The organism is Fodinibius sp. GM21 (assembly GCF_058386955.1).
Genome location: NZ_JBYEIQ010000006.1, coordinates 94529 through 108832, shown reverse-complemented (window position 1 = coordinate 108832; position 14304 = coordinate 94529). Strand labels below are relative to the sequence as shown.

Annotated in this window: 10 protein-coding genes; 3 read left to right on the top strand and 7 right to left on the bottom strand. The window is 42.8% G+C overall.

All coding sequences use genetic code 11. The features are described 5' to 3' along the window. Nucleotides 1-21 precede the first annotated feature (21 nt). Together ACT3IB_RS14315 and tkt are read left to right on the top strand one after the other, a co-directional pair. Complete coding sequence (locus ACT3IB_RS14315; protein WP_491539709.1) at nucleotides 22-1035, top strand: tetratricopeptide repeat protein; 1014 nt, start codon at nucleotides 22-24, stop codon at nucleotides 1033-1035. Between the two features lie 143 nt (nucleotides 1036-1178). Then, nucleotides 1179-3188 carry a transketolase gene (gene tkt / locus ACT3IB_RS14310; RefSeq protein WP_491539708.1) on the top strand — a complete coding sequence of 670 codons (2010 nt, stop codon included), beginning with the start codon at nucleotides 1179-1181 and terminating at the stop codon, nucleotides 3186-3188. 47 nt (nucleotides 3189-3235) lie between these two features. Here tkt and ACT3IB_RS14305 read toward each other — a convergent pair whose 3' ends face one another. Then, nucleotides 3236-4390: a PP2C family protein-serine/threonine phosphatase gene (locus ACT3IB_RS14305; RefSeq protein WP_491539707.1), complete on the bottom strand. Its 1155-nt coding sequence runs from the start codon at nucleotides 4388-4390 to the stop codon at nucleotides 3236-3238. A gap of 128 nt (nucleotides 4391-4518) precedes the next feature. Between ACT3IB_RS14305 and polA the strand changes: the two genes are divergently transcribed. Beyond that, entirely contained in the window at nucleotides 4519-7299 is a 2781-nt protein-coding gene (gene polA / locus ACT3IB_RS14300; RefSeq protein ID WP_491539706.1) for a DNA polymerase I, read from the top strand. A gap of 12 nt (nucleotides 7300-7311) precedes the next feature. Here the strand turns inward: polA and ACT3IB_RS14295 are convergent, their stop codons facing one another. From ACT3IB_RS14295 to lon, 6 genes are all read right to left on the bottom strand, one after another. Beyond that, the gene (locus ACT3IB_RS14295) at nucleotides 7312-8184 is read right to left on the bottom strand and encodes an NAD(P)-dependent oxidoreductase (RefSeq protein WP_491539705.1); all 873 of its coding nucleotides are present in this window, start codon (nucleotides 8182-8184) and stop codon (nucleotides 7312-7314) included. Nucleotides 8185-8254: 70 nt separating this feature from the next. Further along, nucleotides 8255-8644: a DUF2914 domain-containing protein gene (locus tag ACT3IB_RS14290; RefSeq protein ID WP_491539704.1), complete on the bottom strand. Its 390-nt coding sequence runs from the start codon at nucleotides 8642-8644 to the stop codon at nucleotides 8255-8257. Between the two features lie 62 nt (nucleotides 8645-8706). Beyond that, on the bottom strand, nucleotides 8707-9330 hold the full coding sequence (locus ACT3IB_RS14285; protein WP_491539703.1) for a trimeric intracellular cation channel family protein: 624 nt from the start codon (nucleotides 9328-9330) through the stop codon (nucleotides 8707-8709). Nucleotides 9331-9405: 75 nt separating this feature from the next. After that, complete coding sequence (locus ACT3IB_RS14280; RefSeq protein ID WP_491539702.1) at nucleotides 9406-10518, bottom strand: DUF6588 family protein; 1113 nt, start codon at nucleotides 10516-10518, stop codon at nucleotides 9406-9408. A gap of 80 nt (nucleotides 10519-10598) precedes the next feature. Further along, nucleotides 10599-11528, bottom strand: a complete 930-nt coding sequence (rsgA, locus tag ACT3IB_RS14275; RefSeq protein ID WP_491539701.1) for a ribosome small subunit-dependent GTPase A — start codon at nucleotides 11526-11528, stop codon at nucleotides 10599-10601. Nucleotides 11529-11622: 94 nt separating this feature from the next. Next, nucleotides 11623-14157 carry an endopeptidase La gene (gene lon, locus ACT3IB_RS14270; protein ID WP_491539700.1) on the bottom strand — a complete coding sequence of 845 codons (2535 nt, stop codon included), beginning with the start codon at nucleotides 14155-14157 and terminating at the stop codon, nucleotides 11623-11625. Between the last annotated feature and the right edge of the window lie 147 nt (nucleotides 14158-14304).

Genomic DNA, 14304 nt, shown 5'->3' with positions numbered 1-14304 from the left:
ACCGAACAAACAATGAAGTTGTTGAAATCACGCATAACTGTATTCTTACTTGGGCTTTTTATCTTTGGATTAGGCCAAACTGTTGAAGCACAAGATCGCAAGGAGGCCGTCCAAACCTATAACAGTGCTCGGGAGATGGTTCAGAACGGCGAATATCAGAAAGCCATTGAGCAATTTAAAAAGGCGATTGAGGTTGGCAGCCAACTTGGAGCTCAGGGTAATGATATTGTCGAACGAGCTGAAGGAAAATTACCCGAAGTATATCGTCAGATTGCCCTTGACAAATATCGTGCTTTTAAACAAAATCAAACCATTTCAAATCTTGATGCTACGATCGATGCCTTCCGGGAAACGAAAGATGTAGCAAATGAATATGACAATTCGCAGGTATCAAATCAGGCGAATGGAGTAATTAATCAATTATTGTACAGTAAGTCTATTATCCAATATAAGCAGCAAAATTATCAAGACGCTCTTACAACGCTTGACGAAGTGATCAGCAATGATCCCAATTATGCTAAAGCATATTATCAGAAGGGTATTGTACTAAAAAAGATTGAAGGAACGAACTTAGAGCGTTCTATGGATCTTTTTGATCAGGCTATTGAAGTTGGCAAAAAGACCAATGACAGCCAAATTGTTTCCAGAGCAACCAATGCTGCCCGCGACGAACTTGTGTATCGCGGTGCAACCGCAATCGAGGAGAAAAACTTTTCACGCGCTAAAGAACTGTTAAATAGATCTCTAAACTATGATTCAAGTTCTTCTGACGCTCACTATCGTTTAGCACAGGCGTACAATAAAACGCAAGACTGGCAGCAAGCTGTGCAACATTCTGAAAAAGCGCTCAGCCTCGAAAAAGGCGGAAGAACCGATAAAGCAAAGATCTATTTTGAACTTGGTACTGCTTATCAAGGACTGGGGCAAAAAGAAAATGCATGTGAAGCATTTAACAATGCTGCCTACGGTAATTTTAAATCTCCTGCTGAGCACCAGATGGAGTACGAACTCAAGTGTGAAAGCACTACAGGTTAAACAATTTGTTTAGCTCTTATATTTTCTAAGGCCTCCATGATTGGAGGCCTTTTTTATTGTGTAGAACTTATTTTTTATGTGATCCGAGCTTTGACTATTTTCAGCCCTAATTTTGGCCCTCAAATTAAACCAGATTCTCTAAAATGAGCTCTAAACAAACCACACTTGACGAGCTATGTGTAAATACGATCCGAACCCTCTCAATTGATGCGGTACAGGCTGCTGAATCCGGCCATCCGGGTATGCCAATGGGTATGGCAGATGCCGCTTACGTATTGTGGACTAGATTTTTAAAACATGATCCTGCGAACCCTGAATGGTATGATCGTGATCGGTTTGTCTTATCAGCAGGGCATGGTTCAATGCTGCTTTATAGTTTGCTTCATCTTAGTGGGTACGAACTTTCACTTGATGAGCTTAAGGATTTTCGGCAATGGGGAAGTTTGACCCCGGGACATCCTGAGTATGGATTGACACCGGGTGTTGAAACTACGACTGGGCCGCTTGGACAGGGTTTTGCAACAGGGGTAGGTATGGCTATGGCTGAGAAGCATTTGAGTGCGAAGTTCAATACAGATGAATATCAGCTTACAGATCATTATACATACGGTATTGTAAGTGACGGTGATTTAATGGAGGGAATATCTCAAGAAGCTGCCTCACTGGCCGGTCACCTTAAATTGGGGAAATTGATTTACCTGTATGATGACAACGAAATTTCTATTGATGGCAGTACGGATTTAGCTTTCACTGAGGATGTACAGAAACGATTTGAGGCTGCTAAATGGCATACGATCAAAATTGATGGTCACGATAGGCAAGAGGTAGAACAGGCTATTGAAAAGGCACAAGCTGAGAGTGATCGTCCCTCGCTCATAATTTGTCGAACACATATTGGGTTTGGGAGTCCGAATAAGCAGGATAGTGCTGATTCGCATGGGGCCCCTCTGGGAGAGGAAGAAGTTAAAAAGACGAAAGAGAATCTTAACTGGGATCCAAATGCGAAATTTTATATTCCTGAAAAAGCATTAACGCATTTTCGAACTGCTATTGAAAAAGGTGCAGCATCTTTCCAAGAGTGGCAAGAAACATTGGAGCAATATCAGCAAGTGAATCCTGAGCGAGCCGAAGCATTTTCGAACGCCATAAACCGTGAGCTTCCCAACAATTTTGAGGATTTTCTACCCGATTTTGAAGCTGATGAAAAGGGCATGGCAACACGTGCATCATCGGGTAAGGTGTTGCAGTCTTTAACAGAAAATGTGCCACAGATGATAGGTGGATCTGCGGATCTTACAGGAAGTAATAAAACCTGGATTGATGATGCCGGTATTTTTTCAGCATCTGATTATAGCGGACGCAATATCCATTTTGGAGTACGGGAACATGCCATGGGCGCTGCGCTTAATGGTATGGCACTGCATAAAGGAGTAATTCCATACGGTGGGACGTTCCTTATATTTTCCGATTATTGCCGTCCGGCCATTCGTATTGCTGCCCTGTCTCATATTCCATCAATATTTGTCTTTACCCACGACAGTATCGGATTGGGAGAAGATGGTCCCACGCACCAACCAATCGAGCATTTGGCATCACTACGAGCTATGCCTAATACTTTGGTTCTCAGGCCTGCCGATGCCAATGAGGTGGCCTGGTGCTGGAAGGCGGCCCTGGACTATGACAAAGGCCCCTCGTTGATTGTTCTTACCCGACAAAATGTACCAACGTTTGAACGTACGCAAGAGAATACAGCAAAGAATACTACTAAGGGTGGATATATTCTTGCGGATTCCGGAAAAGATCATCCCGATGTTATTTTGATGGGTAGCGGATCAGAAGTGTATCGCGCAATGGAAGCCAAAGAAAAACTTGCCGACAAAAATATTGATGCCCGAGTGGTCAGCATGCCATCGTGGGAGCTTTTTAGACAGCAGGATGAAGCCTATAGAGAACAGGTACTGCCTGAAGAGGTTACGGCTCGGGTTTCGATTGAGGCAGCCGCATCACAGGGCTGGAGAGAATGGGTTGGCACAGAAGGTTCCATAATTGGCGTTGATCGTTTTGGAGCCTCAGCACCTTATGAAACTATTTTCCAGGAATACGGCATAACCAGCGATCGAATGGTAGAAGAGGCGTTAAAGCTTCTTGGATAAGTTATGCAAAAAAGATAGGTGGTCTGGAAAATGGCAGACCACTTGTCTTATTTAGTTTTCGTAGTGTGATGAATGCAGGTAAATGTCACATCATCCACAGGTTCTTCGTTGCCAATAAAGTTTTCTAGTGAAGAATGTATTTTATGGATTATCGATTTGGAATGAAGTGAACCATAAATACTCATAATACCATCGAGGCGTTCGTCGCCATACTCTTCGCCCCATTCATTGCGCGATTCGGTTAGCCCATCGGTATAAAAAAGAATACTGTCACCGGCTTTAAAATGGAATTTCTTTTCCTGCAGGTGATGCTTCATATTAGTTGATGTCGTCATGCCAAGGGCATAACCGTCGGATCTCAAATCAAAAGTAGCATCCCGCTCATTACTAAACAGGATAGGGGCATTATGTCCGGCGCGTGCAAAAATGAAATGGTCTTCTCCAACTGGGAAAAAGGCAGCGCAGGCCGTAACAAATGTTTTATCCTTAATATCTGATTTCACATAATTATTGAGTTCAAGAAAAAGCTCCTTTGGCGAAGGTTGACTTTTTTCGATGATAAGATGAACCAAAGCCTGCATACGCACCATATATAAAGCTGCCGAAAGTCCTTTGCCGGAGACGTCAGCAATTACAATATATGTTCCTTCATCCGTTTCAATGATATCTACGTAATCGCCGCCTACTTCTTTTGCTGTATTGGCAAAGCAGGCAATTTCCAGGTTTTTGCGATGGTGTTCGGTATTGGGCAGCAGGCTGAGCTGAATTTCTCGGGCAAGGTCGATTTCACGTTTTACATCTGATTTTTCCAGCAGTTCAACGAGCAGCAACATTAGCATGGAAACAAATGCAAAGGGCAGGAGCAAGTTATGAAAAAAAACAAAGCCGGTAATTTGGAGGAATCCAATCAAATAGTGTCCTATGAAGGATACAACCGATAAGCCAAATATCAATCGCCGGGTTGGATTGAGGCGCTGGGTTAACGCGGAAAAAAGGCGCATGATTTTTAAATGCCCGGGTATCGTTTCATCTTCCGCTTTCTGAATATCTCCACTGATGGCCTCGGAGTAGAGTTGCTTAAGACGATCGGTGTCTTTATAAAATTCCTTGCCCATACGTTGACGGGTCATACCCGAAACGTATTCCTTGTAGAAGGATTTAGTATTTTGGAATGCTGATTGCGCTTCGTTTTTTAAGCCCATGAAAGAGTTTGGTCAATTATATAGATGAAGTTGTTATTCGAAAACGACACTAAAAAGTTTTACCTTTTACCGGATAATTTAACAACTGAATAGTAAGAATTTTAACGAACCAAGTTTAAGTAGAAAGCATGTCTAAAAGCCTCCTTTTTTTGTTAGATGGTATGGCATTGGCCTATCGTTCGCACTTCGCCTTTATCAGCAGTAATTTACGTAATTCTGAAGGTATTCCCACCGGACCCATTTTGGGCTTTGCTAATACACTAGAGAAGCTGTTAGAGGAGCACGAACCTACTCATATTGCCGTGGCATGGGATACACAGGCGCCGACATTCAGGCATGAGATGGATGAGGATTATAAAGCCAATCGCCCACCGCAGCCAGAAGAATTAACAATTGGTATTCCCCTGATTAAAGAGATGATTGAGGGGTACGGGATCCAAAATATTGAGCAAGATGGCTATGAGGCTGATGATATTATTGGAACGGTGGCTGATCGTGCAAATGCCGAAGATGTGGATGTTTTTCTTGTTACGCCCGACAAGGATTTTATGCAGCTGGTGCATGATCATATCACGATGTACAAACCTGACAATCAGAATGGTGGCTTTAATCTAATAGATCGCGAGGGTGTGAAAGATTACTTCGGAGTCTATCCCGAAAAGGTGGTTGATGTGCTGGCTATTCTTGGAGATAAATCCGATAACATACCGGGTGTAAAAGGAATTGGAAAGAAAGGAGCTCCTAAATTGATCAATAAATACGGAACGCTCGAAGCAGCAATCGAAGATGCGCCAAACATGAGTTCTAAGCGTCACCGCGAAGGGCTACAGGAGTATGCCGAGGAAGCACTGCATGCCAAAGAAATGGTAAAAATAAAAACAGATGTACCCAATACTGTGGACTGGGAGGATCTGGATTGGCAGGGGGCTGACGATGAAAAGCTGGGGGCTTTCTTTAAGAGGATGGAATTTCGTACCCTAACCAAAAAGTATTTGAGGGAAGAAATTGTTAGATCGGCTGATAAGAAATCAGATTCAGGAAATAAAAATCAGGGCGACCTATTTCTGGCAGATGATGAGACCGAAGAAGAATCGCCGCTGGAAAGCTATGACGAAGATATTGTCACTTATGAGTTGGTAAACTCCAAAGAAAGTCTTGAAGAACTGGTAGATCGGCTCAGCGGCAAGAATGCATTTTGTTTTGATACTGAAACCGATGGCGTTGACCCCATGGAAAATACCCTGGTTGGAATTGCGATTTCTGCTACGCCCGGTATTGCCTATTATGTCCCACTAAATGGAGAGAAAGGATTTGATGAACAAGAGGTATTGGAGATCATGAGTCCACTGTTTACCAATCCCACAACCAAAAAGATTGCCCACAATTTTAAGTTTGATTACATGATGCTTCGTCGGGCCGGATTGGAGATTCAGGGAAACGCTTTCGATACGATGATTGCGGCTTATCTTATCGATGCGGATCAAAAGCTCAAGATGGATACGCTGGCTGAAGAATATCTTAACTATGAGCCAATTCCGATTACGGATCTGATTGGCAGTGGTCGTAAGCAGAAGTCGATGGATGAATTTGATCCGGAAGAAGTTCGAGTGTATGCTTGTGAAGATGCTGATATTACATTGCGATTGTATGAAGTACTGAGTGATAAATTAGAGGATGACGAGCTTGATGATATTGCTAATCATCTGGAGTTCCCCCTGATTGAAGTACTGGCGAAAATGGAGATGAATGGCATTTTGCTGGATAAAGAGATGCTTGAGGAACTGTCGGCGTCGTTGCGCGATGATTTGTTAGGGCTCGAGCAAAAGATCTATGACAAAGCGGGTACGGAATTTAATATCAATTCGCCCAAGCAGCTAGGTGAAGTGTTATTTGACAAAATGGGACTGCCTGCCGGTAAAAAAACCAAAACGGGACAGTATTCTACGGCTGAATCTGTACTAAAAAAGTTAGCAAAGGATTATGAGATGCCGGATCTTATTTTGGAATACCGGGCTCTAAGTAAGTTGAAATCTACCTATGTGGATGCTTTGCCGAAGCTAATCAATGAGGAAACGGGCCGTATCCATACAGACTTTAATCAGCATATTGCAGCAACGGGACGTCTTTCATCATCGAATCCAAATCTTCAGAATATTCCCATTCGCACTAAACGTGGTCGTGAGATTCGCAAGGCATTTATTGCGGATGATGGATTCAAGTTATTATCAGCCGATTATTCCCAAGTAGAACTCCGTGTTATAGCTTCTATGTCGGGCGATGAAAACATGATACAGGCATTTAAAAATGATGAGGATATTCACTCGCGAACAGCAAAAGAGATTTTTGATCTGGACTCGCTTGACGATGTTACCTCAGATCAGCGTCGAAAAGCAAAGGAGGTTAATTTTGGGATTCCTTATGGTGTAAGTGCTTATGGTTTAGCAAATCGCCTGGGAGTTAGCAACAGTGAAGGGAAAGATATCATTGATCAGTATTTTGAGCGTTTCCCTGGTATTTTGGAGTATATCAACGAAACGAAAGCTTTTGCTCAGGAACACGGGTACGTAAAAACCCTGATGGGACGTCGCCGTTATATTTCTGATATAAATGCCAGTAACTGGAATCGGCGATCATTTGCAGAACGTACTGCTATAAATATGCCAATCCAAGGGACAGCCGCTGATATCATCAAACAGGCGATGATCGATATTCAGCAGTACCTTGAAAAACAGGATCTCCAAACCCGGATGCTGTTACAGGTTCATGATGAACTTATCTTTGAAGTGCCGGAAGATGAGGCAGATATCGCTCCCCAAAAATTGAAAGACCTGATGGAATCTGCTTATGAGCTGGCCTGTCCATTAAAAGTTGATATGGGATTAGCTGATAACTGGCTGGAAGCTCACTAACACAAGTATAATCTATTTCTTTTCATCATTAATTATCGAATAAATTGCCGAGAAATCCTGATTGGAAAGTCCTTCTCGTTGAGCCCGTGCATATAGTTCTTTGGTTACATTGCCAATAGGCAAGCTGGATCCGCTTTCATAGCCGCTTTTAATAGCCAAATGAAGGTCTTTGAGCATCCATTTTAAAGGAAATTCGGGCTTGTATTCATTTTCTTCGATTTTTTCTTTTTTGCCCGTAATGAAAGGGGCCACGACCGGAGCACCTATCAGTGCTTCCATCAACATATCTTTGGAGAGACCGAGTGATTGGCCTAAATTCATTCCTTCGGAGAATGCAGCCATTGCTTCTCCAAGCAATAGGTTAAATACCATTTTCAGAGACGCACCTTGACCTACATCTCCGGCATGAATAGTTTTCTTACCCATTGCTTTAAAAAAAGGCTGAACTTCTTCGATATCCTCATTTTTTCCTCCAACTAAAAACAAGAGTTTTCCGGCTTCAGCTGGAGCAGTTGATCCGGCAACGGGGGCATCCATAAAACGAATTCCATAATGTTCAGCTTTTTTCTGCATCTCTCTGGAAAAGGAGGGGTTTACGGTACTGCAATCTACCCAAAGCGTGCCAGCTTTCATGTATGAAAGAAAGCCTTCACCACCAAGAGCGGCATCTCTAACAGCATCGGGTGTTGAAAGCATGGTAAAAAGAATATCTGAACTGGTGGCAAGGTCTTTGGGAGAGTTTGCTACAAGAGCTCCTTGTTCTTTTAGGGGTTTCGCCTTCGAAATTGTTCGATTATAAACTGTTAGCTGAGCATCCGTTGATAATATGTGTTGGGCCATGCGGCTACCCATTATTCCAAGTCCGTAAAAACCTACATTCATCATATTCTGTTTTTTTGGGAATTATATTGCAAAGCAGTTCATAGGGGATAGATCATTCCCAATCTATCAAGATTTATTTAACGACAAAGTTTTTAGTAGCTAGCACGTTACCTTCGGGGCCTAAAACCATAACACGCCACGGACCAGTCCAGCTTTCAAGAACCTTTTTGGAGCTCCATGTCCGCCAGTTATTTCCGGCCACCGTTAAATCGACCTGTGCTTTCACCTCATCCTTGTAGTACCATTCGTGCGTAATTTGAGTCGTATCGGAGATACCTTCAACTTGTGTAAAACAATAGACCGTGCCGATATCTGTGGTAAAGACAGTATCAACACCCGAAGGTTCGCGATCTTCTATTGCGCTGGCAAATTTAAACTGTTGGATATTAATATCTTGAGCTTGTACTGTGCCCGAAAATGTGATTATCAGAACTAAAAGTGCAAATATTTGTGATTTCATCATTTTGCCTCCCAATTTATTATCAAGGTCGATTTAATATTATCACAAATAGAGTAAAGACCAACTTATTCTTTTAATTTGAACCTGGGAAGGTGAAGGTCCCACTGAATAGCTGTAAGACGCAAACCTATAACGACAAGCATTGCTAAAACTATATTCAGTGTTGCATCTAAGGTACTTAGCTGTAGTAACAGATAGATGGCGGCACCCGCCAATGCTGCAGTGGCATAAATATCACGCCTTAAAATTAGTGGGATATCGTTACTTAAAACGTCACGAATTAAGCCACCAACGGTACCGGTTATCGCCGCCATGATTATGATGATAACGCTACTCGAAACTATTTCCTGTGTGACCTGAGCTCCTAATATTGTAAAAACTGCCAAACCGAGTGCATCTGCGATCAATAGGGCTTTTTCAGGCGGTTCTTTATATTGCGTATACCATATGGTAAACAGAGAAGCGATAATAATTACCAGCAGATAGGCTGGGTCCGCAATCCAAAAAACAGGATGCCGATCTAAAAGTAGATCTCTGGTTGTCCCCCCGCCTACAGCTGTAACCACGGCAATAATGACTACGCCAAGCAGATCAAGGCTTTTACGTCCTGCAGCAAGAGCACCGGATATTGCAAAAACAGCTACTCCAAAAAGATCAAGAAGGTAAAGGATATCTATAGACTCTGACATTTAATTAATTTCTGAATTCAAATAAAAAGGGAGTTCATGTGAACTCCCTTTCGCAATATGAATTTTGAGTCGTTTTTACCTGAAACTAATTCCGACTCCCAAGTTGTAGCTTGAATAATTCGAGAGGGTATATGATCCCGAGATGTGTAGAACGGTAAATTTAAGTCTGAATCCAGCAAGAGCCCGAAATCCATTATCGCCATCAATAGATACATCAATGGGCTCATCAACTGAATCAACAATTAAGGGCTCATTAGTTTGAGGATCGCTCTGGTATGCCTCATTGGGAACAACAGTGGGATAGGATCCCGGCGTAGTAATATTTAACGTGGAGGCCTCATAACCAACACCGGCGTATACCGATATTATGGGCAAACTTTTACCAACCAGGGCATTTACGGTCCAGGCATCAGTATTTAGTTCAACAGTCTGACCATCCCATTGAGAAGCATTGTAAGGATTCTCTGTGTTATTGGGATCTTGGATGACATCGCTGGCAACTAAATCCAAATCTGATCCTACTTCCATGCTTGTATACCCAAACATCACCGAAAGGTTAACCGGTAGTAGCTTGCCGCCGGGCAACCATTGATTGATACCGTGCTTGGCACCTACGCCAAACAGGTTAAATGAACCGAAATCGGAGATTTCGGTTTTCGGAGTATAACGAAGCATTAATTCGGTATCCTTAACAATGCCAACTCCGGCTTTTATCATGGGGGCGGGTACATATTCAAACCCGGATCCTTCGGGCATATTAAATTCTAAAAGTTTTTGCCGGGTACCATTAATTTCTTCATAAGCAGCAAGCAGTGAACCAGTTTCATCGTTACCATTGATGGTAGGTGAAACAGGATTTGTACCTTCCAACTCCAGCTGTTGAAGTTCAAGTTCATTAACGTTAAGCGATTTCGCTGCATCGGGTACAATAGCTAATCCGGCACTGACAGTTATATCAAACCCTAGTTTGCCGTGAGGACTAGCGGTATTGGTCCATCCGGTGTTGAGTGAAGCACCAAATCCCGATCCAAAAGGCTCAAGATAAGCGCGTGCGAGTGTATTGGCATCTTCACGACCTGCTTGCAGGATATCTCCAATATCTCCGACCTGACCAAAGGTAGGGGTGGAATTGAAGGTGAAAAGACCAATTAGCAGTACAATGGGGAGAAAACGGTATCGTAATTTCATATCCCTAATTTTTTAATTTCGATTTTTAACCATCCGTAGACTATTGCAATACTAAAGAATTTGAGGCTAACTCTCTACTTCTAATCCTCTTGTAGAGAATCAAGGATATTAAGGTAGGAATCGTACCTGTCGGCATCGATATGGCCCTCTTTAAAGGCCTCAATTACCCCACAGCCCGGTTCGTGGGCATGAGTACAGTTGTTAAACTTGCAATTTTGGCGGGGTTCCAACATTTCAGGAAAGAACAGCGAAAGTTCCCAGGGTTCGATATTCACTAATCCAAACTCCTTAATGCCGGGAGTATCAACAATATATCCCCCAATCTGTAACGGAAGTAGTTTGGCAAGGGTGGTGGTATGTTTTCCCTTCTCATTAAACGTAGAGATATCACCCACTTTACGATTGATATTGGGGTCGATGCTATTTAATAAACTTGTTTTGCCAACGCCTGAGGGTCCAATCAAAACAGAAGTATTATCCCGAAGATCTTCTTTAAGTCGTTCCAGAGACTCTTTGTCATCTATACTGGTTTTCAGAACGGGATAACCCAGTGAATCATATAAATCAGCAATGGAATCTACATATGCCCGGGCATTATCATCTGCCAGATCCATTTTATTTATGATGATAGAAGCCGGAATTTGGTAAGCTTCGCAGGTTACTAGAAAGCGATCAAAAAAACCCTGCTTCATTCGCGGCATCTTAACAGATTGTACTACATAGGCGCGATCTATATTTGCTGCAAGTATTTGATGATCTTCCTGATGATGGGTGGATTGCCGGATAAGATAGTTTTCACGGTCCTTTATTTTTTCGATGCTTCCCGAACCGTCATCATTAATTTCAAACTCAACATAGTCGCCCACGGCAATGGGGTTGGTCAGTGCGTGATCTTTAAGGCGAAAGCGACCCGGAAGCCGACAATTAATTGTCTGCATACCGCTGTCTTCATCATAAGCAACTTTATACCATCGTCCTGTAGATTCTACAATACGTCCTTCGTTGGGCAAACTTTACTTCTTTAGTTTGAAATTAAAACATCACTAAAATAAAAAAGTCGCCCCGATAAATCGAGACGACTTTTTATTATGAATAATTTAATCATTATTCCATTACTATCGTTTCTTCAGTGGAGTCTGTAGATTCGGAATTTTCACTTGTTTTCTTTTTATAGGATTCACTTACTTTAAAGCGTTCCTGAGGGCTGCGTACTTCTTCATCCTCAAGTACGATATCAAGCAGGGGATCCATGCGTTCCAGGTACTCCACCTTGAGATCGCCGAGCACGTCTTCTTCAATTTCAGCAACATCTTTCTCATTCTTTTTCGGCAACAGAACTTTTTCAATTCCGGCCCGCTTGGCGGCCAGTACTTTTTCCTTGATTCCACCAACCGGCAGAACAAGTCCACGCAGGGTGATTTCTCCAGTCATTGCCAGTGTTCCTTTCACTTTACGCTGCGTAAAGATAGATGCTACGGCTGAAAAGATAGAAACACCCGCCGACGGCCCGTCTTTGGGGACAGCTCCTTTGGGTACGTGAATATGCAGATCCCAGTACTTAAAGGCTTCTTCGGGGATATTTAATTCATCCGAATGAGCCTTTAAATATGACATCGCCAGCATAGCGGATTCTTTCATCACATCACCGAGTTGTCCGGTAATGTGCAACTTGCCCGTTCCTTTTGATACGCTGGCCTCGATAAAGAGGATATCTCCACCGTAAGGGGTCCAGGCCAAGCCAGTAGCAACGCCCGGAACTTTGGTACGTTCTGCTACTTCTGAGAAGTACTTACGTTTACCAAGATATTCCTGAAGATCATCCGGTTCAACAACGTGTTCTCCTTCATCGCCTTTGGCAATTTTTGCGGCAACACCGCGGCAAACCGATCCAATCTCTCGTTCCAAGGATCTTACGCCCGATTCCCGGGTATACTTTTCAATGATTTGTCTAATAGTCTCGTCTTTAATATCTATCTGATCTTCATTAAGACCATTTTCCTCGATCTGCTTAGGCATCAGATGCTCTTTCGCAATCTGCGTTTTTTCCTGCAGCGTATATCCGCTGATATTGATGATCTCCATTCGGTCGCGTAGCGGAGCCGGTATAGTATCAAGGGAGTTGGCTGTTGCAATAAAGAGCACATTAGACAGGTCGTATTCAAGTTCAAGGTAGTTATCCGCGAAACTATCGTTTTGTTCGGGATCAAGTACCTCAAGCAGGGCAGAGGTGGGATCTCCTCTATAATCAGAACCGACTTTGTCAATTTCATCGAGCATCATAACCGGGTTACTTGTACCCGCCTTCTTCATCGCACGCAGAATACGACCCGGAAGTGCTCCGATATAGGTTCGTCGGTGCCCTCGAATTTCGGCTTCATCATGAATGCCACCGAGGCTAAAGCGTTCAAATTTTCGGTTTAATGCACGGGCAATAGATTTACCAAGTGAGGTTTTACCAACTCCCGGAGGGCCATAGAAACAAAGGATAGGAGCTTTCATGTCTTTCTTAAGTTTGAGTACAGCTAAGTACTCGATGATACGCTTCTTTACCTTGTCCAGCCCATAGTGATCATCGTCCAATACCTCTTGGGCATTTTCCAGGTCCAGGTTGTCATCAGAATATTTTTCCCATGGAAGATCTAAAATCCATTCAATATAATTATGGATGACTCCATGATTTGGAGATGAATTAGGCGTGCGTTCCAGACGCTTCAATTCTTTTTCAACAGTCTCTTGAGCTTCCTCCGGGAGATTTTTCTCTTTTGCACGCTTGCGAAGAGAGGCAATCTCCTGTTGCTCCCCGTCTTCGCCCAGCGCTTCCTGAATTGCTTTCATCTGCTGACGCAGGTAAAAATCGCGCTGTTGCTCGTCAATATCCGACTTGACTTTCGTACGGATTTCCTCACTTAAATTCAGAACCTGGAGCTCTTTATTCAGAAACTCCATTACACGTTCCATGCGTTCCGAAAAATTGCGAATTTCGAGTACCTCCTGTTTGTCGGAGGTCGAAACGTTCAGGTTCGACGAGATAAAGTTCAGCAGGAAATTTGGACTATTGATGTTGTTTATCGCAACAGAAGCCTCCGATGGAATATTTGGAGAAAGGTTAACAATCTTCTGAGCTGTTTCTTTTACTGATCTGATGGAGGCATCAAGCTCTACGCCTTCAATATCCATCTCTTGGCGATAGGGCTCAACTGTAGCCTTAAAATAGGGATCCTTCTGTAAGAATTCTTCAACCTTGAAGGTGGTTTTTCCCTGGATGACAATACTCTTACTGCCATCAGGCATCTTAATCAGTTTGAGTATTTGTGCTACGGTACCGACCTCATAAAGATCCTTTCCATCGGGATCTTCATCTTCCTCATCTTTTTGGCTGACCACACCAATGGTTTTATCGGATTCGTATGCTTCTTTTACTAATTTTAGGGAACGGTCTCGGCCCACTGTAATGGGTACTACAACACCGGGGAATAAAACGGTGTTCTTGAGTGGTAAAATGGGAAGTTCATCAGGTACCTCTGATTGCGTCAATTCCTTTTCTTCCTCTTCGGACATCAGGGGAATAGCCTGTTCAAAATCATCAAATTGATCCTGAATATCTTCAAAATTGGCCATGTTATCGAAGATGTTCTTCATATATTCAATTATTTAAATCTATATTTTTTTCGTGTTGTATTACATTGATGCAAATAAAGAGCCAACTTTTTCAACCCTACCAATTAGTCATATTTACTGGCAAAATAGCAACTTGAACTCATAATTAAGAACGACCTTGACAGCTTG

Coding starts and splice junctions, on each gene's coding strand:
- tkt (WP_491539708.1), top strand. CDS start 1,179: ATGAGCTCTAAACAAACCACACTTGACGAGCTATGTGTAAATACGATC.
- ACT3IB_RS14305 (WP_491539707.1), bottom strand. CDS start 4,390: ATGGGCTTAAAAAACGAAGCGCAATCAGCATTCCAAAATACTAAATCC.
- polA (WP_491539706.1), top strand. CDS start 4,519: ATGTCTAAAAGCCTCCTTTTTTTGTTAGATGGTATGGCATTGGCCTAT.
- ACT3IB_RS14295 (WP_491539705.1), bottom strand. CDS start 8,184: ATGATGAATGTAGGTTTTTACGGACTTGGAATAATGGGTAGCCGCATG.
- ACT3IB_RS14290 (WP_491539704.1), bottom strand. CDS start 8,644: ATGATGAAATCACAAATATTTGCACTTTTAGTTCTGATAATCACATTT.
- ACT3IB_RS14285 (WP_491539703.1), bottom strand. CDS start 9,330: ATGTCAGAGTCTATAGATATCCTTTACCTTCTTGATCTTTTTGGAGTA.
- ACT3IB_RS14280 (WP_491539702.1), bottom strand. CDS start 10,518: ATGAAATTACGATACCGTTTTCTCCCCATTGTACTGCTAATTGGTCTT.
- lon (WP_491539700.1), bottom strand. CDS start 14,157: ATGAAGAACATCTTCGATAACATGGCCAATTTTGAAGATATTCAGGAT.